This window comes from Streptococcus sp. bf_0095 (assembly GCF_004166885.1).
In the GTDB taxonomy this organism is placed as follows: Bacteria; Bacillota; Bacilli; order Lactobacillales; family Streptococcaceae; genus Streptococcus.
Genome location: NZ_RCYU01000002.1, coordinates 165,394 through 185,510, shown reverse-complemented (window position 1 = coordinate 185,510; position 20,117 = coordinate 165,394). Strand labels below are relative to the sequence as shown.

The window sequence follows — 20,117 nt, the reverse complement described above, 5'->3', positions numbered from 1 at the left end:
ATCCCCTCATCAACTGATTCTGATGAGGGGATTTAGTGCTTAGATCAGTATTTCCAAAGGGAGTTGGAAAATCTTTAAATTCCAACCTTGACATCTGGGAATCTCTCAGATACCTGTGCAAAAAGAGTGTAGAGTTGTTCTTCAGCGTTCTTCTTATTCTTAATGGCTAGGCGGTGCTGTTTCTTTGGTTTGTCCTTGCGGATGTAACACAATTGGAAGATTGAGCGAGCAATCCCTGATTGACGAACTCGAGTGACATGTAAGTATAGTTGTTGAACCTCTCGTAAATCAATCGTTTGCGTTCCTCTGAAATAGGTAATCAAATGATTTTTGTACAAGATAACTTTTAAGTCTTGATTGTAGTAGCTGGCTTCATCAGACAGGCGAGACAGATCTCCTTGGAGTTCGGGATAGTTTTGGTGGAGTTCCTGATAGGAAGCAATGGTCCGTTTCCGAACGGAGAAGCTGGCTACGACCATTATGATAGAAAGTCCAGCAAGAGCAGCTGAACCAATTAAGAGGAATAAGGAGTCTTTGTTGTACTCTGTGAGGCTTAAGTAATAGCTGGTCGTCATATTAAGTGACACGACAGAAGTCGGGTCGAGAAGGGAATGGATGTAGTCACTATAACCGACAAGGCGACCGTTACGAGACGTATTTTTGCTATCCTTTGCCAAAGGGGCTAATTGCGTTCCCTTTAGTTGATAAGGATCGGTCTGCAGTTCCCCATTTTTTGCCTTATCAATGACCTCTTTAATCGTCGCATCGTCTTTTTTGGCTTCGATCCCTGCAAACCTACCATCGTTTTGGTTATCGTACTGGACGATATAGAGGACGTGGCCGTTGTCCACAGTTCCGACAGGTTCTCGTGTAATATCATAGACCTTCATCGTTACAGGGTCCCCAGACTTTTCTGCCTTCGCAAAGCTAGTAGAAGGGTTCTGGCGGCCCATCCATAATGAAAATACTAATCCTGCGAATGCAAGAAAGACAAGGGCAAGCACTAGACCTGACACAAATCCTTTATTGCGTTTTTCCGTCATCATAATGATCTCCTTTAGTTTGACATCTAAAGTATATCATGAAAGATTTTATGTGACAAGGGGATTTATAGATAGCTGATTTCAAAGGCTTTTTAAGTGGTCTAAGCAGAAAGCTGTTTGTAAAATGATTGAAAAATGCTTTGATTTTAGAAGAGATTTGCAACTTTTTATAAAAAACTATATTTTTTTTAATTTTTTCTATATACAAAAAGCTAAATTATTGATAGAATAGAAAAGAATTGAATTAAAATTTGGTTCGCGTTCGTTCTGTCTTCATATGAATGAAACAGGATGTTTATAACCTAAATACTTGCACTGGATTCTAATTCATCAGAATCATAGCTAGAATTTGAGAGGAGACAATATGACTGTTGATTTTAACAGCAAAGCTTACTTGGATAAAGTGGATGCGTGGTGGCGTGCAGCCAACTACATTTCGGCTGCTCAAATGTACTTGAAAGACAACCCATTATTGAAACGTGAAGTGGTTGAAAACGACTTGAAGGCTCACCCAATCGGACACTGGGGAACTGTACCAGGACAAAACTTTATCTATGCTCACTTGAACCGTGCCATCAACAAATACGACTTGGATATGTTCTACATTGAAGGACCAGGTCATGGTGGACAAGTTATGGTGTCCAACTCTTACTTAGATGGTTCTTACACAGAATTGAATCCAAATATCCCACAAAATGAAGAAGGATTTAAACACCTATGTAAAATCTTCTCATTCCCAGGAGGGATTGCCTCTCACGCGGCGCCTGAAACACCAGGATCTATCCACGAAGGTGGAGAACTTGGTTATGCTCTTTCTCACGCAGCTGGAGCTGTTTTGGACAATCCAGATGTGATTGCTGCAACCGTAATCGGTGATGGCGAAGGAGAAACTGGTCCATTGATGGCTGGTTGGTTGGCCAATACCTTCTTGAACCCAGTTAACGATGGTGCTGTTCTTCCAATCTTCTACCTCAACGGTGGGAAGATTCACAACCCAACGATCTTTGAACGCAAAACAGACGAAGAATTGGCCCTCTTCTTTGAAGGTCTTGGATGGAAACCAATCTTTGCAGACGTAACGGCTATTTCTGACGACCACGAAGCAGCTCACGCTTTGTTTGCAGAAAAATTAGACGAAGCGATTGAAGAAATCAAGAAAGTCCAATCAGAAGCTCGTAAAGGTTCTGCAGAAGAAGCAACTCAACCAGTATATCCTGTCTTGATTGCTCGTATTCCTAAAGGTTGGACTGGACCAAAAGCTTGGGAAGGTACACCAATCGAGGGTGGATTCCGTGCGCACCAAGTTCCAATCCCAGTAGATGCTCACCACATGGAGCATGTAGATGCCCTTCTTTCATGGTTGGAATCTTACCGTCCAGCTGAATTGTTCGACGAAACTGGTAAATTGCTTCCTGAAATTGCCGAAATTGCACCAAAAGGTGACCGTCGCATGGCTATGAACCCAATCACAAACGCAGGTGTCATCGAACCAATGGACACTGCTGATTGGAAGAAACATGCCTTCAAGATTGAAACACCAGGGGCTATCATGGCCCAAGATATGATCGAGTTTGGTAAGTATGCAGCAGATCTTGTGGATGCGAACCCACATAACTTCCGTATCTTTGGACCAGATGAAACTAAATCAAACCGTCTTCAAGAAGTCTTCACTCGTACAAGCCGTCAATGGTTAGGACGTACGAAACCAGACTACGATGAAGCTTTGAGCCCTGCTGGACGTGTTATTGACTCTCAATTGTCAGAGCACCAAGCAGAAGGTATGCTCGAAGGATATGTCTTGACAGGTCGTCACGGATTCTTCGCTTCTTACGAATCATTCCTTCGTGTCGTGGACTCTATGATTACTCAACACTTCAAATGGTTGCGTAAATCGAAGACTCACACGACATGGCGTAAAAACTACCCTGCCTTGAACTTGATTGCGACTTCAACTGTTTTCCAACAAGATCACAATGGCTACACTCACCAAGATCCAGGTATCTTGACTCACTTGGCAGAAAAAACTCCAGAATATATCCGTGAGTACTTGCCAGCAGATACGAATACGTTGCTTGCGGTGATGGACCAAGCCTTCAAGGCAGAAGATATGATTAACTTGATCGTTTCTTCTAAACACCCACGTCCTCAATTCTACTCAGCTGATGAAGCAGAGGAATTGGTTCGTGAAGGATACAAGGTGATCGATTGGGCATCAACTGTTTCAGCAGATGAAGATCCAGATCTTGTCATTGCAGCTGCAGGTACAGAGCCAAACCTTGAAGCTCTTGCAGCTATTACAATCTTGCACAAGGCCTTCCCAGAATTGAAGATCCGCTTTGTCAATGTGGTAGATATCTTGAAATTGCGTCACCCATCCGTCGATGCGCGTGGACTTTCAGATGAAGAGTTCGACAAAGTCTTCACAACTGATAAACCTGTGATCTTTGCCTTCCACGGTTATGAAGGCATGATCCGTGACATCTTCTTCAACCGTCACAACCATAACCTTCGTGTACATGGTTACCGTGAAAACGGAGATATCACAACACCATTCGATATGCGTGTCATGTCTGAATTGGATCGCTTCCACTTGGCACAAGATGCAGCCAATGCAGCTCTTGGAGCAGAAGCAGCTGAATTCGCAGCTCAAATGGACGAAACAATTGCCTTCCACAATGCTTACATCCGTGAACATGGTGATGATATTCCAGAAGTACACAACTGGAAATGGGAAAACATAAATAAATAAGTTTATTCCAAAAGAAATCAGAAGTTATTCTGGTTTCTTTTTTTTGTACCTTTTTAATGAAAGAAACTTTGTCTGAGGAATTCCCCTTGGCAAGAAAAGATTCTTCAATAATGGATAGAGAAATCTGACAAAATCAATAAGATAGTATATTTTTTTAGATTTTGCTAGATTGCATTGACTTTGCATAAGATAAGGACTAAAATATAGGTGCGGAAACCGCTTACAAAATATAAAGGAGGTCTGTTTATGGGAAGCGACAGACAACAACGTTTTTCTTTACGAAAATATGCAGTCGGCTTAGTATCGGTACTTGTCGGATGCTTTTTTTGTGGGGTGACTGTTTCAGCCCAGGAGCAGGAAGGGCAGGCAGATACACCCGCTCTTGTAGTGAAAGAAGGAAGTCAAGAGGTGAGTCCGACAGTCGGACAGGACAAAGGCTCGGACGGAGCTCATGCAACTGATACAGTTAAAGAGGAGTCTTCCTCACAAGAGCAAGCCAAGACTGATGGTAAGGACCAAACCAAGCAACCACAAACTACCTCTTCAGCTACTAGCGATCCTTCAAATGAGAAACCAAAAGAAGAGAAGACCTTATCAGCTTCTGTTATGGCAAGTCCAACAGCTAATCCTGAGCTTGCTACGACGGACACTCCCAAGGAAGTAACGAAAGAAACTCTAGAGGATTCAAGTCCAGTCGAGGTCCTAGTTCGTCTGAAAGAAAAAGTTTCTGATGGGGTTGGAGAATCATCACCAGTCTCAAAAGAAGCACGTATCGAACAAACCAACCAAGACCATGAACAATTTTTGAAAGAACTCGAAAAGCAATCCATTCAGTTCAAAAAATTGTATGACGTTAATTTGCTCTTTAATGGACTGGCTCTAGAGACGACTTATGGAGATGCTAAAAAGATTCGGGGACTAGCGCGTGTAGATGCCCTAGATTATGCTCCACTAGGTCGGACTAGAGTGGAGGAAAACCAGCCTGCTCCTGCATCACCGACTTCAACTACGACCAAGGTCAGTGAAGAAAATAGTCTGATCAATTTACAGCCACTCTGGGATAAGGGGATTAAGGGTCAAGGTCAGGTTGTAGCGGTCATCGATTCGGGGGTCGACCCTGCCCACGATATTTTCCGTCTGACAGATATCAGCAAGGCCAAGTACAAGAGTGAAGCGGAAATTGAAGAGGCTAAGAAAAAGGCCGGCATCACTTACGGTAAATGGTACAACAATAAAGTCGTCTACGTTCACAACTATAGTGATATGGATGACAATGTTAAAGAAGATGATCCAATCTCTCACGGTGCCCACGTAGCTGGAACCGCTGTGGGAAATGCCTCTCAACCATCCCCAAATGGTGAGATTATCCGAGGTGTCGCTCCCGAAGCCCAGCTTATGTTTTTGCGTGTTTTCTCAGACACCAAGGGCGGTCAGGTGCAAAATTTCATCTATACCAAGGCAGTGGAAGACGCCGTCAAATTAGGGGCTGATTCCATCAACATGAGTTTGGGAACCGCATCAGGCTCGATTTATGATGTGGGAGAAATCACGCGCCAGGCCTTTGAGGCAGCGAGAAAGGCGGGAGTGACCATTACAGTTGCCTCTACCAATATGGCGACCAATGGCTTCTGGCACAGCAAACCACTTGCAAGCACACCGGATTATGGGATGACAGGAACCCCATCCGTCAACCCAAATGTCATCTCAGTCGCTTCGATTAATAGTCTGACCAAGCATGAGTCGGCAGAAGCAAGCCTGACCGTAGAAGCCTTAAAAGGTTCGAAAGACTTCCCAGATGGCAAAATTCCGATGCACTCCTTTGTGGAACGCGATGCCTTTCGGACGACCATCCCTCAAAGCTATCTCCATGTGGAAAAGGGAGGGATCGACCACTACCAAGCTGATAGTATCAATGGGCACTTAGTCCTTACGGAGCGAGGTGGCGAAGTTTCGGATGTGGATAAGGTCAAAGAGCTCAAAAGAGCTGGTGCTACAGGGGTGATCTTCTACCAGACTAAGGAGCAGGGCAATAATCCTGTAAGCTTTGACTTAGAAGGGTTGGGGGAACGATTCCCAGTTGGGGTTATTGGCCACGATGCTGGAAGTGTCCTAGCACAACATGCCAAGGACTACCAGCTCCATATTGCCAACAAATTCAAACGGGTGCCGTACGACGCAGCCAATCAATTATCCGACTTCTCCTCTTGGGGGCTGTCAGCTGATGGCGACCTCAAACCGGATGTCACCCTTCCAGGAGGGATGATCTACTCATCTGTTAATAATGGAGAGTACTATATGGATAGGGGGACCAGTATGGCCTCTCCTCACGCAGCGGGTGCCACTGCACTGGTGAAACAAGCCTTGAAGGAGCGCTTCCCTCATCTCAGTCCAGAACAGTTACAAGTTCTTGTCAAACAGATGACCATGAGTACAGCTGTTCCGCATGTGGATGAGGAAACGCATGCCTATTCCTCTGTTCGTCAGCAAGGAGCAGGGGTTATGGATGTCACAGCTGCAGCACTAGGTGATCTCTATGTAACGGCGAAAGATGCTAAAAGTAGTCTGACACTAGGTAATGTCACAGATACTTTTGAGTTTGACGTGACCATCCACAATCTTTCCAATCAAGAGAAGTCTCTTCGTTATGAAACGACCCTTCAGACAGATCAAGTTCAAGATGGCAAATTCACCCTCCATCCTCGGCTATTAGAAACCATAGATGGCAAGGAAACCATTACTGTTCCAGCCAATGGTCAGCGGACCATCCATGTAACGGTTGATGCGAGCAAGTACAAGGAAGAGCTCAGCAAGCAAATGCCAAATGGTTATTTCTTAGAAGGGTTTGTACTGGTCAAAGATGCCAGCAACCAAAAACATCTGGTCAGCCTCCCTTATGTTGGCTTCCATGGAGATTATCAAAATCTGCGTGGCATTGAAAAGCCAATCTACGAATACACAGGTAGCGACAAGCCGTTTTATTACTACAAGGACAAGCCGGATTATCCAGATGAAAAGGTCCCAGAAACGCCAGAGCGTCATCCAGACAATCACTTTACCTCTTTGATTAGTTATGTCTATGAAAATGGGGAATCCGTAGCCAAAACTCTTGGCCAGGATGGGGATCGCTTTGATGGGGACCAACTTTACTTCTCTCCAAACAGTGATTCCAGCTTTGATAGCATCAAGGTTAAAGCCGTCATGCTTCGCAATGTTGAAAATGTCCACCTATCAGTTTACAAGAAGGAGGACACAGCTCGTACTAACCCGATTTACGAGGTCGGAAATGAAGTCCACCGTAAGACAGACTGGAGTTACCGGATTGGGAATCGTAGCGAAGAGTTTTATGAAATCTCTTGGGAAGGTTTGGACAAAGACGGCAAGCAATTACCAGATGGAGAATACCAATTTGTGATTACCTACCGTCCAACTGCTTCAGGGGCCAAGCAACAAGAGCTTAACTTCAAGGTTAAGATTGACAATACGACTCCAAGCATCGAGTCTGGAAGTGCTCAGTACGATCCAGCAACACGGATTTTCCGACCAGGTAAGGTGATCGAAACTGGTAGTGGACTAGCAGGGACTTATCTGTCCTACGTCAAAAATGGGGAAACCGTGGCCTTGGAACCCCAAGAAGACGGTAGCTATCTGCTTCCGGAAGGGGTTGACCCTTCTACTGTTCGCTATACCATCTGGGATAAGGTCTACAATACCACTGAGATGGACATCGAAGGAAAGAAAGTAGAGGCAACGACTTCGACGAATGAAGCCAGTTCAGATGAACAACCAGGCGAGACAGAGACTGAAAAACCAAAGGCTGAAAAGAGTACCTTGGAGGTGGTCTTCACAGATAGCAGTGGAGAAGTCATTTCGTATTATCCATCCGTCGTTCGTTATCAGGTAGTGGATGACCAAGGCCGTGTAGTAGAAGGAGAGTTCAATGCGTCCTACAATGCTGGCACCTTCCCAGAATTACCTTTTGGCACTTATACAGTGAAAATCACCTTGTCTGATTACCATTATGATTGGGGAACAGAACTAGTGAAGAAGGTGACGGTTTCAGCCGAAAATCCACATCCGAAAGTGACCTTTGCCTTCCATTATTTAGATGAAAACAAACTCACTATTGGATTTGATCAGCCGGTTCCGACAGGAACAGTCGTAAAAGTGGTGGGGAATGATGGTATCAGTCGCCTTCTCCCACAAAGTATCTATGATTTGAAACGCTTTGAGACCATGTTGATGAACGGCTCCTATCGTGTTCATGTGGATCTCCCAGCGGGGTATCGTGCATCGGAAAATGATTTCCTTTATGAAGTGAGCAATCAAATCAATTTCCACCTTCTTTCTTTGGTCAAAGAGGTTATCAAGCCAAACCCAGAGGTGCATAGTGGAGCGATTGTGAAACCATGGATTCAACCAGAAAATCCGACACTAGAGATACCGGAAACTCCAGTGACGCCTGTCCAACCAGCGGTATCTAAAGGCCCAGCTACCCCAGCTCAACCAACTACATCTGAAACGAAAGAAGTTGCAACAAACAAACCAGTCGCTGTTACCTATCATACAGGTGGTCAAGCAGAAGTAGCTGCTACATCAGCAACTGGTCTTCCAAAAACAGGTCAAGATGAATTGGCTTCAACAGTCCTTAGCCTCTTTGGCATGACCTCACTAGCTTTGGCAGGCTTTGTAGCAAGTAAAAAACGGCAAGATTAAGTCGTTCATGTATTAGGTTAATCAAAAAAACGTCCGTTTCATTTTAGAAACGGACGTTTTGAATGTTTTAAGCTGTTTTCTCCACCCAGACACTTCGGACAAAGAAGAGGCTGATAAGGGCAAGGGCTAGGAAGATCCCTGCAACATAATAGTAGGGCTGGTCGAGAGTTGTAGAACGACCAGAGAGCTTAACAATGCCTCGGTAGAGGGCTCCAGCAGTTGCCGTGGCAACTGCTGAGTTCCAAAGATTGAGAGTGAGTCGAGAAAGGCCTTTTACCACTAGTTGCAGAGCCACTAGCAGGGTGCCGCCGATCAAAGGAATCAAGAAGAGGTAGTGCATGAAGGCAGAGGTTTCGCCAAAACTAAAGTGTTCGTAGATGCGACTTCCGACGAAGAAGAAAGCTGTAATCAGAGTGTACCAGAGGATGGTCTTTTTCAACCGTTGTTTGATAGGATTAGTAACCGATGTAGACAATGTCACTCACCGCCCTTTCTGAGATAGTACCATTTGTAGTTGGTTTGTTAATAACTTGGCCATTGAAGTAAAGTGTAGAAGATCCACCACCATCCAGGTTGTAGGCTGTTTTGACGTCGTACGATTTCATCACTTCCGCTAATTGGTAGAGAGAAAGCCCTTCACTCTCTGAAGTCCGGCCGTCCGAGACGACAATGATGTAGTGGTTTTCATCGATGATCCCAATGGCAGTACGTGGATTAGACGCCATGGATTGTCCCACCTCTGAGTTCGTATCGACAGTAATTACTCCATCTTCAACCAAGGAAGGTCCGAAGGCAAGGATATTAACAACCCCGTCTTTGACCAACTGATCCGCAGTGATTTCATCTTCGTAGATAACCTTGAAGGAACCATCTTTATAAATCGCTAAGTCGCCATTGCTAGAGTCTTCGCGAACCGTATCGCGGTAGACCACTCCATTTCGGATGACATAGCCGGTGCTATTAGCACCGTAGTAGTCTCCATTGACGGCTAGAATAGCATTATTTTCAGCTGCAGTGACGGACGTCTTAGCCGTCACGTTTGTCCCGTAGGTATTTTGAGCAAAAGCAGTTTTTAGATAGTCAGAAGAGCTAACCGTAATATCTGCAATGTAAACTTGAGTGTTTTCAACTGTTGTTTCTGTCAGGCTCACCTGGATATTGTCATCGGAGTAACTGGTATCTGTAGTAGTAGCAGAGGCTGCTGCCTCCTCAGCCGCCTTGGTATCAGTGGTCGTAGCTTTGACTGTTTGGATAGCATCCGATAAGATAAAGGTCTTGAGCATAGAATAGCTGAAGGAGCTTGTTAGCAGGATGCCGAAACAAGCAGCATAGGTATAAGATTTTTTAAAGAATTTCATGAGTAGGTGCAGTCCTTTCCTTGAAAATGATTTTTTTCTGAATCAACCATGAGACGACGAAGAGCAAGAGTCCGACGATCACTTTGCTGAGGAGCAAATGGAGACCAAAGCTTGTATAGAAGAGTCGAATCAAGAGGGTATCGAGAATAAAGAGTCCAATCGCAAGTCCCAAGTAACCACTTCCGGTTCGAGCCAGGCTGTCTTTGTTCTTAAAGACTAGATGTTTGTTGGTTGAGTAGTTAAAGATGGAGCTGGCCACACGAGCGATCCCGTTTGCAAGGAGGATACGAAGACTAATCGGCACAGCCATCATCACGAAAAGGAAGAAGGCATAGACCAGGTAATCCACGATAAAGCTACTCAGGGAAGAGAGGGCAAACTTGAACATGTCCTTGTAGATCATGAGACCGTCGCGAATAGGACGGAAGTGGGACCCTTCATTGTCATTTATATAAACTGTTTCAATCGGAACTTCCAAGATGGGAAAGGCCTTACTAGCTGCGAGGAGCACATTCATTTCGTACTCATACCGTTGTCCCTCAATATCTAACATAAAGGGGATCATGTTGGTTGTAAAGGCTCGAAGGCCAGTCTGCGTATCTGTCACAGCGACCCCTGTTTGTTGCTTGAACAAGAAGCGGGTCAATTTATTTCCAAAAGCAGAACGCAAAGGAACCTTGCCTGAAAAGGCGCGTGCCCCTAGAACCAATTGGTTCGGATTTTCTTGTGATTGATTGGCTACACGGAAGATATCCCAAACCTTATGTTGACCATCAGCATCGGCAGTGATGACTGTTCCGTATTGCCCTTGTTCTTGAATGTAGGTGTAGGCAGTTTTGAGAGCCCCTCCTTTTCCAAGGTTGGTTTCGTGGTGAATGACTGTAGCTAGCCCGTCTAATTTTTCAAAAATCGCTTGGCACTCCTCAGAACTACCATCGTCCACAACGATAATGGAGAAGTCACATTTTTCTCTCAGTTTTTTAACCAGTTTGAGAAGTTTTTGATCGGGTTGATAAGCGGGGATTACTAAATAATTCATAAGCGTTCCTCGTTTCTTGTTTGTGATGAAGGTAGTATAACGGCCCTTTCTTAAAGCTAACTGATATCAGTTTTCTTTAAGGAAAGGGAGAGATTTCCTTGTTGTAAAAAAGGAGAGAAAATAATAGAAGAAAAACAAATCTTTTCGAAAAGAATGTAGAGAAGGTATTTTTACTTGCCTTCTATCCCAAAGTCTGGTATAATAGTTTCTTGTGAGCAAACCTCACTTACCCCTTGCAAAGACTTGGGGTCATTAGACCAAAAGGAGGAACATATCAATGGCTAAATACGAAATTCTTTATATTATTCGTCCAAACATTGAAGAAGAAGCTAAAAACGCTTTGGTAGCACGCTTTGACTCTATCTTGACTGACAACGGTGCAACTGTTGTTGAATCAAAAGATTGGGAAAAACGTCGTCTTGCATACGAAATCCAAGATTTCCGTGAAGGACTTTACCACATCGTAAACGTTGAAGCGAACGACGATGCAGCTCTTAACGAGTTCGACCGTCTTTCAAAAATCAACGGTGACATTCTTCGTCACATGATCGTAAAAGTTGACGCGTAAGCCCTAACGAATAAAGAAGGTGACTAATGATTAACAATGTTGTACTTGTAGGTCGTATGACTCGAGATGCTGAGCTTCGTTATACCCCTCAAAATCAGGCTGTTGCGACATTCTCACTCGCGGTTAACCGTAATTTTAAAAACCAAAATGGTGAACGAGATGCGGACTTTATCAACTGTGTGATTTGGCGTCAACAAGCTGAAAATTTAGCGAATTGGGCTAAAAAGGGTGCCTTAGTTGGGATTACAGGTCGTATCCAGACTCGTAATTATGAGAATCAGCAAGGTCAACGTGTTTATGTCACTGAAGTCGTAGCGGACAGCTTCCAATTGTTGGAAAGCCGCGCGAATCGTGAAGGACAAGCAGGTGGTGGTTATGCTTCAGCTGGAGGATTTGCAGGAAATGCAGCTCCAAGCTTTGGAGGATCTGAACCATCAAACGCAACACCAAACTTTGGACGTGATGACAATCCATTCGGAGCTAATCCAATGGACATCTCGGATGACGATCTACCATTCTAAGAATGGGTTTAACGAATTAAAATTATAAAGGAGAAATAAACATGGCTCAACAACGTCGTGGCGGATTCAAACGCCGTAAAAAAGTTGATTACATCGCAGCAAACAAAATTGAATATGTTGATTACAAAGATACTGAGCTTCTTAGCCGTTTCGTTTCAGAACGTGGGAAAATCCTTCCTCGTCGTGTAACTGGAACTTCAGCGAAGAACCAACGTAAAGTAACAACAGCTATCAAACGCGCTCGCGTAATGGCTTTGATGCCTTTCGTAAACGAAGATTAAAGAAAAGACCCTTACGGGTCTTTTTTTCAGGTCCGGGTGGCCCTCTTTGATCTTTCCCAAGCTCTAATTATGCTATAATGAGGGGGAGAAAGGTATCAAGAAGCGCAACATGAAGGAAAGCACAATCATCAGAAGTATGATGGAGTATGATATTGAAGGGATCTCTCAAGCCTTTATCCATCAAGGGTGGCCGGGTAGAGAGGATATCTTGGCCAGCTATTTTCAGGATCAGGAGAACGGAAAGAGAGACGTATTAGTAGCTGAGTCGGATGGATTTGTGGCAGGTTATATCACTATATTGCCTTATGCCAAGCACGGCCCTTTCGTGGGAGTCTATCCTGAACTATCTGATTTTAATGTTTTTGAGCCATTTAGAAATCGAGGAATTGGGAATCAACTCTTAGAAGAGGCGGAAAAAAGAGTCCGGCTACTATCAGAGATTGTTACTTTAGGGGTTGGTTTACACTCGGGTTATGGTCCAGCTCAAAGACTGTATGTCAAACGGGACTATATCCCAGACGGATCTGGAGTTTGGTTTAGGGATCAGCCCTTGGACCCTTACAGTTCTTGTGAAAACAATGATGACTTAGTCCTCTATTTTTCAAAAAGATTGAACAGGGAAATACAGTAAAAACAAAAACGGATGAAAACTTCATCCGTTTCTTTTTAGCGTCGTTGAGGTGCTGTATTGGCGCTCTTAATATTGTATTTTTTCTTCAAGTAGTAGCGGAGAAGAAGAGCTCCTCCACCGAGTAAGAGCATGAACCAGTTTGGTACACGAGGGTTGAGGAATTGTGGGAGCAAAGCAGTGACCATGAGAATTACAACCCAAAGGATCATCGCCAACATTAGGATAGGGAGTGACTTGGTTAAAGCAGGCCGTTTCATTCCACGTTTAGAAACTTCGTAGTACTGGTAGAAGTAGTAATACATCAAATAGAGCACAACCCCACCAGCCAAGCTACCAAGAGTCAATGTGAGAAGTCCATAAGTGGTTCCCTGAGGTGCAAAAAGGTTCATGAAGGCTGAAATAGCAGCAAAGAGACCAAAGACGAGAAGGAAAGAATCCGTGATCATGAGATGAGGAGCATCATTCTCTTTTGGATGCTCTTTTTCGTAGCGTTCCTGATCACTAAAAGCATTGGCCCAAACAGTTGGCGCTCCAAAGAGAGTTCGCGCCGTTACTCCTTTTGGTTGGTTTTCAAAGATAGCTGGAAGAATTTCTTCAATCAGGCTAGTAGCCTCTTCTTCTGTTTTGCCGTTTTCAATCAATTGGTGTTTAGCGATGCGAACGAATTCTTGATTTTTTTTACTTAATTGGGTCAAATCAAATTGAGACATAAATACTCCTTAGTGTTATTAGTAGGTGTTAGAACCATTTTTTATGGATGAGGTAGACAACGAGCGATCCGGTCATGGCAAAGGCAATAAAGATAATGAGCCAGAAAGCATTAGGTTCTCCGTTGAGGGGGAGATCATTGTTTTTAAAGTTCATGCCATAGGCTGAGAAGATCATGGTTGGGATGGACATGACGATGGTCACCATGGCCAAAGTTTTCATGATATTGTTCTGGTTGTTGGAGATGATCGATGCGAAGGTATCGGTCATGGAGTGGAGGATGTTTCCATAAATATCCGCCATCTCAATGGCCTGTTGGGTCTCGATCAAGGTATCTTCCAACAGATCCTCGTCTTCCAGGTATTTCTTAATGTTGCTGGTGGCACTGGTCAATTTCTTGATCACGCGCTCATTGGTTTTCAGAGAGGCCTTGAAGTAGACGATGGTCTTTTCTAATTCCATCAGTTCAATCAGCTCTTCATTACGCGTTGATTTGTGCAGTTGACTTTCAATCTGTTCACTCTTACGATCCAGGGTACGAAGCGCGGACAAGTAGAGCTCCGCATTGCGATAAAGGATCTGGAAGATGAAGCGGGATCGCATGAAGGTATAGAAATTCCGCAAGCGACGATTGATAAAGGTGTCTAGGAGAGGCAACTCTTCCAAGCAAGTGGTGATGATAGCCTCTTCTGTTAGGATGATTCCCAAAGGGATGGTGACATAGTAGGTCTGATTGTTCCGCTCTTCCTTGATGGGAACGTCTACGATGATCAAGGTATACTCATCTTCGATGGTCATACGAGACATTTCTTCCGCATCGAGCGGTGCCCGTAAGTCGGCAATATCGATGTTAAAAGCAGAAGCGATTTCCATCGACTCACTTTGGGAAGGGTTGACAAGGTTAATCCAGCTACCGGGTTCCAGTGTCTCTATTTCTTTAAATTCAGTCGTTGTCGATAAAAAGACCTGTTTCATGGTGCCTCCCCTTGTTTTTTTACACCTTAACATTATAACAGAAAAAGCACGCTTTTGGATAAAAGAATGCTGAAAAATTTGATATAATGAAGGATAAATAAATTGATGAAAAGTGGAAGAAATGCTCGATAAAATTGTCATTCATGGAGCGCGTGCTCATAATTTAAAAAATATTGATGTTGAAATCCCTCGAGATAAGCTGGTCGTGGTCACTGGTCTATCAGGTTCTGGGAAATCGAGCTTAGCCTTTGACACTCTCTATGCGGAAGGACAAAGACGTTATGTAGAGAGCCTGTCAGCCTATGCTCGTCAGTTTTTAGGAAATATGGAAAAGCCCGATGTGGACTCGATTGATGGCTTAAGTCCAGCCATTTCCATTGACCAAAAAACAACCAGCAAAAATCCGCGGTCAACGGTTGGAACGACAACTGAAATCAACGATTACTTACGTCTTTTATATGCTCGTGTGGGGACTCCCTACTGTATCAATGGGCATGGAGCGATTACGGCTTCTTCGGTCGAGCAGATTGTTGACCAAGTTTTGGAATTGCCAGAGCGCCAACGCCTGCAAATTCTAGCGCCCATCGTTCGTAAGAAAAAAGGCCAACATAAGAATATCATCGAAAAGGTGCAAAAAGACGGCTATGTCCGGGTGCGTGTGGATGGTGAAATCTTTGATGTAACAGAAGTCCCAGAATTATCCAAAAGCCAACAGCACACAATTGAGGTTGTTGTAGATCGGATTGTCATCAAAGATGGCATTCGGTCCCGTCTCTTTGATTCGGTCGAAGCTGCCCTTCGGATCGCAGATGGCTACGTGGTCATCGATACCATGGACGAAAACGAACTGCTCTTTTCAGAGCACTATGCTTGCCCGGTTTGTGGCTTTACCGTCCCTGAGTTGGAACCTCGTCTCTTTTCATTTAATGCCCCCTTTGGCTCTTGTCCAGATTGTGATGGACTAGGGATCAAGCTAGAGGTGGACTTGGATTTGGTTGTTCCAGATGCTAGCAAGACTCTCCGTGAAGGAGCACTAGCGCCATGGAATCCGATTTCTTCTAACTACTATCCTCAGATGTTGGAACAGGCCATGATCCAGTTTGGGATTGATATGGACAAGCCCTTTGAAGACTTGTCCCCAGAAGACCGACACTTGATTTTCTATGGTTCTGAGGGCAAGGAATTCCATTTCCATTATGAGAATGAATTTGGTGGGGTTCGAGATATTGACATTCCTTTTGAAGGGGTCGTTACCAATATTAATCGCCGCTACCACGAAACCTCTAGTGATTTCACTCGCAATCAGATGTTGTCCTACATGAATGAATTGACTTGTGTCACCTGCCATGGTTATCGCTTGAATGACCAGGCCTTGTCTGTCCGAGTAGGAGGAGAGAAGGGGCTCCATATCGGGCAGATCTCGGACTTGTCCATTGAGGACCATCTCAAAGTAGTAGCTGATCTCAAATTAACCAAGAATGAGGAGACCATTGCTCGTCCGATTCTCAAAGAAGTCAAGGATCGTTTGACCTTCTTGAACAATGTTGGCTTGAGCTATCTGACCCTGTCTCGCTCGGCCGGGACTCTATCAGGGGGAGAGAGTCAGCGGATTCGCTTAGCGACCCAGATCGGCTCCAACCTCTCTGGTGTCCTCTACATCCTAGATGAGCCTTCGATCGGTCTTCATCAGCGGGACAATGACCGCTTGATTGCCAGTCTCAAGAAGATGCGTGATTTGGGCAATACCTTGATCGTTGTCGAACACGATGAGGATACGATGAGAGAGGCTGATTACCTGATCGACGTTGGTCCAGGAGCCGGTGTCTTTGGAGGCGAGATTGTTGCGGCTGGAACACCTAAGCAGGTAGCCCGCAATAGCAAATCCATCACTGGTCAGTACCTCTCTGGAAAACGGGCTATTCCTGTACCAACGGAACGGCGGGTAGGCAACGGTCGCTTTATCGAATTGACAGGGGCTGCTGAAAATAACTTAAAAGAGGTGACAGCACGCTTCCCGCTGGGCAAGTTCATTGCTGTCACTGGCGTTTCTGGCTCAGGGAAGTCAACCTTGGTCAACAGTATTTTGAAAAAAACGCTGGCGCAAAAATTGAATCGCAATTCAGAGAAACCAGGGAAATACAAAACCATTTCAGGTGTCGAGCACATTGATCGACTGATCGATATCGACCAAAGCCCGATTGGGCGCACTCCACGCTCCAATCCGGCTACCTATACAGGTGTATTTGACGACATTCGTGACCTCTTTGCCCAAACCAATGAAGCCAAGATTAGAGGCTACAAAAAAGGCCGCTTTAGTTTCAACGTCAAAGGAGGTCGGTGTGAGGCTTGTTCGGGAGATGGGATCATCAAGATTGAGATGCATTTCCTACCGGATGTCTATGTACCGTGTGAAGTCTGCCATGGGCGACGCTACAACAGTGAAACCTTAGAAGTTCACTATAAAGAAAAGAATATCTCCCAGATTTTGGACATGACCGTCAATGATGCGGTGGATTTCTTTAAACATATTCCAAAGATTAATCGCAAATTACAAACCATCAAGGATGTCGGCTTGGGCTATGTGACCTTGGGGCAGCCGGCAACGACACTTTCAGGGGGAGAAGCCCAGCGGATGAAGTTGGCTTCAGAACTTCATAAGCGCTCAACTGGCAAGTCCTTCTATATCTTGGATGAGCCGACAACAGGCCTTCATACCGAAGACATCTCTCGTTTGCTCAAGGTCTTGGAACGCTTTGTGGATGATGGCAATACCGTTTTGGTCATTGAGCACAACTTGGATGTCATTAAGACAGCGGACCATATCATTGACTTAGGACCAGAAGGTGGTGTCGGTGGTGGTACCATTATTGCGACAGGAACACCAGAAGAAGTAGCCAGCAACCCAGCTAGCTTTACAGGACAGTATTTGAAAGGGAAATTACAATGAACCAACGAATTACAAATCTACGAACTAAAATGAAGGCACAGGATTTAAAAGCTGTCCTCATTAACAACTTAAAAAATGTTTACTATTTGACAGGTTTCTGGGGATCGAACGGGACTGTTTTGGTGACAGAAGAGCGCGTGGTCCTCTTCACCGATTCGCGCTATACCATTCATGCCCATGCGACTTGCTTCCCCTTTGTTGAGATTGTTGAAACCCGCAATGAATTGGAAGAAGCGGCAAAAATAGTCAAAGATGCAGCTATCCAAGAACTTGGCTTTGAGGATGAGATCACAGTTGCCTATCATACTCGTCTGGCGACAGCTTTCTCAGGAGTCTCTCTAAGAGCCTTGTCTGATTTTGTGATGGAGTTTCGTTTGATTAAAGATGAGACAGAAGTAGCAACCATCCGCAAGGCTTGCAGTATTTCAGATCAAGCCTTTCTAGATGTGCTGGAGTTTATCAAGGTTGGCCAAACAACAGAATTAGAAGCGGCGACCTTCCTGGATTTCAGAATGCGGGAATTGGGAGCGTCAGGTGTATCCTTTGATATCATCTCCGCTGCGGGAGAGCGCTCTGCTATGCCCCATGCGACTCCAAGTGATCGCATCATATCTGCTGGGGATGCCTTGACCTTGGACTTTGGCTGTCTTTACAACCATTACGTCAGTGATATGACCCGGACCATTTATGCAGGTCATGTCAGCGACAAGGAAAGAGAAATTTACGAAACGGTCTTGAAAGCCAACCAAGCTCTCATTGCTGAAGCCAAGGCTGGACTCGGTTTCCGTGAGTTTGATAAAATTCCTCGAGACATTATCGAGGCGGCAGGATACGGCCAGTACTTTACTCATGGAATTGGACATGGTATTGGCTTGGACATCCATGAAGAGCCTTATTTCAGTCAAACTTCAAAAGAAGTTATCAAGGCGGGGATGGTTTTGACAGATGAGCCAGGAATCTACATTGAAGGCCTATCTGGTGTCCGGATTGAAGATGATCTCCTGATTACGGAAACCGGTTGTGAAGTCTTGACCTTGGCACCGAAAGAATTGATTGTGATCTAAGGAAATTTGCAGAGACAGATTTGAGAAATCTGAGCATTTGTGATAGAATAAAGAGTAATATATTTTTAAAAAGAGGTATGAAAACATGATTGAAGCAAGTAAGTTGAAAGCTGGTATGACCTTTGAAACAGCTGATGGAAAATTGATCCGCGTTTTGGAAGCGAGCCACCACAAACCAGGTAAAGGAAACACGATCATGCGTATGAAATTGCGTGATGTTCGTACTGGTTCAACTTTTGATACAAGCTACCGTCCAGAAGAAAAATTTGAGCAAGCTATTATTGAAACTGTACCAGCTCAATACTTGTATAAAATGGATGATACAGCTTACTTCATGAATACTGAAACATACGACCAATATGAAATTCCTGTTGTCAATGTTGAGAACGAATTGCTTTACATCCTTGAAAACTCAGAAGTGAAAATTCAATTCTACGGAAGCGAAGTGATTGGGGTGACGGTTCCTACAACTGTTGAATTGACAGTTGCTGAAACTCAACCATCTATTAAAGGTGCTACAGTGACTGGTTCTGGTAAACCAGCTACAATGGAAACAGGTCTTGTGGTAAACGTTCCAGACTTCATCGAAGCAGGACAAAAATTGATTATCAATACAGCTGAAGGAACTTACGTTTCTCGTGCCTAATCAGCTCTAAAAAATAGGTCTGATAGAAAGGAACTTCTATGGCAACTGAACAATACGGCGAAATCGTCATTGCACCTCGTGTGCTAGAAAAAATTATTGCGATTGCGACTGCAAAAGTAGAAGGTGTTCATTCTCTTGAAAACAAGAGTGTATCGGATAGCCTTTCAAAACGTGCTCTAGGACGTGGGGTTTACCTTCGTACACAAGAAGATGGTCAAATCTCTGTTGATATTTACCTTTATCTAGAGTATGGTGTAGCAGTCCCTAAAGTAGCGGTTGCGATCCAAAAAGCAGTAAAAACAGCTGTCTACAATATGGCAGATGTCACCTTGGATGATGTCAATATCCATGTGGTTGGAATCGTGACTGAAAAAGCAGCGAAACCTGATTTGAAAGATTTGTTTAATGAGGATTTCCTCAATGACTGATATTTTATTTGAATCACGTCGTGATCTACGGGAGCGTGCCTTTCAAGCTCTAATGAGTTTAGAGTATGAAGGGGACGTTGTAGAAGCGTGTCAATTTGCTTTTACTCATGACAAAGAGGAAACTGACCAGGAAGTGGAAATTCCAGCTTTTCTACTCAATTTGGTATCTGGTGTTCGTCAATCAAAGGATGAATTGGATCAACAGATTGCCCAACACTTGAAAACTGGATGGACCGTCGAACGCTTGACTCTAGTGGAGAAAAACATTCTTCGTTTGGGTGTGTTCGAAATCACTTCCTTTGATACCCCTCAGCTGGTTGCAGTGAATGAAGCAATTGAATTAGCTAAAACATTTTCAGATGAGAAATCTGCTCGGTTTGTGAATGGTGTCTTAAGTCAATTCGTAACGGAAGCAGAATAAGATAGAAAAGAAACCACCTTTGAGG

17 protein-coding genes are annotated in these 20,117 nt (G+C 44.2%); 11 read left to right on the top strand and 6 right to left on the bottom strand.

Features of this window, described 5'->3' with window-relative positions:
* Positions 1 to 74 precede the first annotated feature (74 nt).
* Positions 75 to 1,046, bottom strand: a complete 972-nt coding sequence (locus EAI95_RS05580; RefSeq protein WP_048716400.1) for a hypothetical protein — start codon at positions 1,044 to 1,046, stop codon at positions 75 to 77.
* A 361-nt stretch (positions 1,047 to 1,407) separates the two neighbouring features.
* Here EAI95_RS05580 and EAI95_RS05575 point away from each other — a divergent pair, with 361 nt between their 5' ends.
* Both EAI95_RS05575 and EAI95_RS05570 read left to right on the top strand, forming a co-directional pair.
* On the top strand, positions 1,408 to 3,792 hold the full coding sequence (locus EAI95_RS05575) for a phosphoketolase family protein (RefSeq protein ID WP_048716402.1): 2,385 nt from the start codon (positions 1,408 to 1,410) through the stop codon (positions 3,790 to 3,792).
* Positions 3,793 to 4,038: 246 nt separating this feature from the next.
* Entirely contained in the window at positions 4,039 to 8,505 is a 4,467-nt protein-coding gene (locus EAI95_RS05570; protein WP_129822444.1) for an SGO_0316/SGO_0317 family LPXTG-anchored serine peptidase, read from the top strand.
* Between the two features lie 67 nt (positions 8,506 to 8,572).
* Here EAI95_RS05570 and EAI95_RS05565 read toward each other — a convergent pair whose 3' ends face one another.
* The 3 genes from EAI95_RS05565 to EAI95_RS05555 are packed head-to-tail and all read right to left on the bottom strand — an operon-like array spanning position 8,573 to position 10,902.
* Positions 8,573 to 8,980, bottom strand: a complete 408-nt coding sequence (locus EAI95_RS05565) for a hypothetical protein (RefSeq protein WP_129822620.1) — start codon at positions 8,978 to 8,980, stop codon at positions 8,573 to 8,575.
* Positions 8,961 to 9,863, bottom strand: coding sequence for a phosphodiester glycosidase family protein (locus tag EAI95_RS05560; protein ID WP_129822443.1), 903 nt, complete (start codon positions 9,861 to 9,863; stop codon positions 8,961 to 8,963). Before EAI95_RS05560 ends, EAI95_RS05565 begins: the two co-directional genes overlap by 20 nt.
* Complete coding sequence (locus tag EAI95_RS05555) at positions 9,850 to 10,902, bottom strand: bifunctional glycosyltransferase family 2/GtrA family protein (protein ID WP_129822442.1); 1,053 nt, start codon at positions 10,900 to 10,902, stop codon at positions 9,850 to 9,852. Before EAI95_RS05555 ends, EAI95_RS05560 begins: the two co-directional genes overlap by 14 nt.
* A gap of 277 nt (positions 10,903 to 11,179) precedes the next feature.
* Between EAI95_RS05555 and rpsF the strand changes: the two genes are divergently transcribed.
* From rpsF to EAI95_RS05535, 4 genes are all read left to right on the top strand, one after another.
* The gene (rpsF, locus tag EAI95_RS05550; protein WP_006595679.1) at positions 11,180 to 11,470 is read left to right on the top strand and encodes a 30S ribosomal protein S6; all 291 of its coding nucleotides are present in this window, start codon (positions 11,180 to 11,182) and stop codon (positions 11,468 to 11,470) included.
* Between the two features lie 26 nt (positions 11,471 to 11,496).
* Positions 11,497 to 11,991 carry a single-stranded DNA-binding protein gene (locus EAI95_RS05545; protein ID WP_006595680.1) on the top strand — a complete coding sequence of 165 codons (495 nt, stop codon included), beginning with the start codon at positions 11,497 to 11,499 and terminating at the stop codon, positions 11,989 to 11,991.
* Between the two features lie 41 nt (positions 11,992 to 12,032).
* Positions 12,033 to 12,272, top strand: coding sequence for a 30S ribosomal protein S18 (gene rpsR / locus EAI95_RS05540; RefSeq protein WP_000068664.1), 240 nt, complete (start codon positions 12,033 to 12,035; stop codon positions 12,270 to 12,272).
* A 109-nt stretch (positions 12,273 to 12,381) separates the two neighbouring features.
* The gene (locus EAI95_RS05535; protein WP_129822441.1) at positions 12,382 to 12,903 is read left to right on the top strand and encodes a GNAT family N-acetyltransferase; all 522 of its coding nucleotides are present in this window, start codon (positions 12,382 to 12,384) and stop codon (positions 12,901 to 12,903) included.
* Between the two features lie 35 nt (positions 12,904 to 12,938).
* Here the strand turns inward: EAI95_RS05535 and EAI95_RS05530 are convergent, their stop codons facing one another.
* Entirely contained in the window at positions 12,939 to 13,613 is a 675-nt protein-coding gene (locus EAI95_RS05530; RefSeq protein WP_129270089.1) for a DUF1129 family protein, read from the bottom strand.
* Between the two features lie 28 nt (positions 13,614 to 13,641).
* Positions 13,642 to 14,586, bottom strand: a complete 945-nt coding sequence (locus EAI95_RS05525; protein WP_023024261.1) for a magnesium transporter CorA family protein — start codon at positions 14,584 to 14,586, stop codon at positions 13,642 to 13,644.
* 121 nt (positions 14,587 to 14,707) lie between these two features.
* Here EAI95_RS05525 and uvrA point away from each other — a divergent pair, with 121 nt between their 5' ends.
* From uvrA to nusB, 5 genes are all read left to right on the top strand, one after another.
* Positions 14,708 to 17,533 carry an excinuclease ABC subunit UvrA gene (gene uvrA / locus EAI95_RS05520; RefSeq protein WP_129822440.1) on the top strand — a complete coding sequence of 942 codons (2,826 nt, stop codon included), beginning with the start codon at positions 14,708 to 14,710 and terminating at the stop codon, positions 17,531 to 17,533.
* Positions 17,530 to 18,597 (top strand): Xaa-Pro peptidase family protein, encoded by a 1,068-nt coding sequence (locus EAI95_RS05515; protein ID WP_129822439.1) that lies wholly within the window; start codon positions 17,530 to 17,532, stop codon positions 18,595 to 18,597. The genes uvrA and EAI95_RS05515 overlap by 4 nt, the downstream gene beginning before the upstream one ends.
* 85 nt (positions 18,598 to 18,682) lie before the next feature.
* Positions 18,683 to 19,243 carry an elongation factor P gene (efp, locus tag EAI95_RS05510; RefSeq protein ID WP_006595686.1) on the top strand — a complete coding sequence of 187 codons (561 nt, stop codon included), beginning with the start codon at positions 18,683 to 18,685 and terminating at the stop codon, positions 19,241 to 19,243.
* A 38-nt stretch (positions 19,244 to 19,281) separates the two neighbouring features.
* Complete coding sequence (locus EAI95_RS05505; RefSeq protein WP_129822438.1) at positions 19,282 to 19,671, top strand: Asp23/Gls24 family envelope stress response protein; 390 nt, start codon at positions 19,282 to 19,284, stop codon at positions 19,669 to 19,671.
* A complete protein-coding gene (gene nusB / locus EAI95_RS05500) occupies positions 19,664 to 20,092 on the top strand; it encodes a transcription antitermination factor NusB (protein WP_048691133.1) in 429 nt (142 codons plus the stop codon). Before EAI95_RS05505 ends, nusB begins: the two co-directional genes overlap by 8 nt.
* Positions 20,093 to 20,117 lie beyond the last annotated feature (25 nt).

Excerpts from the sequence above, each read along its gene's own strand:
- EAI95_RS05560 (WP_129822443.1), bottom strand. The coding sequence starts at position 9,863 with ATGAAATTCTTTAAAAAATCTTATACCTATGCTGCTTGTTTCGGCATC.
- EAI95_RS05580 (WP_048716400.1), bottom strand. The coding sequence starts at position 1,046 with ATGATGACGGAAAAACGCAATAAAGGATTTGTGTCAGGTCTAGTGCTT.
- EAI95_RS05505 (WP_129822438.1), top strand. The coding sequence starts at position 19,282 with ATGGCAACTGAACAATACGGCGAAATCGTCATTGCACCTCGTGTGCTA.
- EAI95_RS05570 (WP_129822444.1), top strand. The coding sequence starts at position 4,039 with ATGGGAAGCGACAGACAACAACGTTTTTCTTTACGAAAATATGCAGTC.
- rpsR (WP_000068664.1), top strand. The coding sequence starts at position 12,033 with ATGGCTCAACAACGTCGTGGCGGATTCAAACGCCGTAAAAAAGTTGAT.
- uvrA (WP_129822440.1), top strand. The coding sequence starts at position 14,708 with ATGCTCGATAAAATTGTCATTCATGGAGCGCGTGCTCATAATTTAAAA.
- EAI95_RS05530 (WP_129270089.1), bottom strand. The coding sequence starts at position 13,613 with ATGTCTCAATTTGATTTGACCCAATTAAGTAAAAAAAATCAAGAATTC.
- efp (WP_006595686.1), top strand. The coding sequence starts at position 18,683 with ATGATTGAAGCAAGTAAGTTGAAAGCTGGTATGACCTTTGAAACAGCT.
- EAI95_RS05515 (WP_129822439.1), top strand. The coding sequence starts at position 17,530 with ATGAACCAACGAATTACAAATCTACGAACTAAAATGAAGGCACAGGAT.
- EAI95_RS05555 (WP_129822442.1), bottom strand. The coding sequence starts at position 10,902 with ATGAATTATTTAGTAATCCCCGCTTATCAACCCGATCAAAAACTTCTC.
- EAI95_RS05535 (WP_129822441.1), top strand. The coding sequence starts at position 12,382 with ATGAAGGAAAGCACAATCATCAGAAGTATGATGGAGTATGATATTGAA.
- EAI95_RS05525 (WP_023024261.1), bottom strand. The coding sequence starts at position 14,586 with ATGAAACAGGTCTTTTTATCGACAACGACTGAATTTAAAGAAATAGAG.
- EAI95_RS05545 (WP_006595680.1), top strand. The coding sequence starts at position 11,497 with ATGATTAACAATGTTGTACTTGTAGGTCGTATGACTCGAGATGCTGAG.
- rpsF (WP_006595679.1), top strand. The coding sequence starts at position 11,180 with ATGGCTAAATACGAAATTCTTTATATTATTCGTCCAAACATTGAAGAA.
- EAI95_RS05575 (WP_048716402.1), top strand. The coding sequence starts at position 1,408 with ATGACTGTTGATTTTAACAGCAAAGCTTACTTGGATAAAGTGGATGCG.
- nusB (WP_048691133.1), top strand. The coding sequence starts at position 19,664 with ATGACTGATATTTTATTTGAATCACGTCGTGATCTACGGGAGCGTGCC.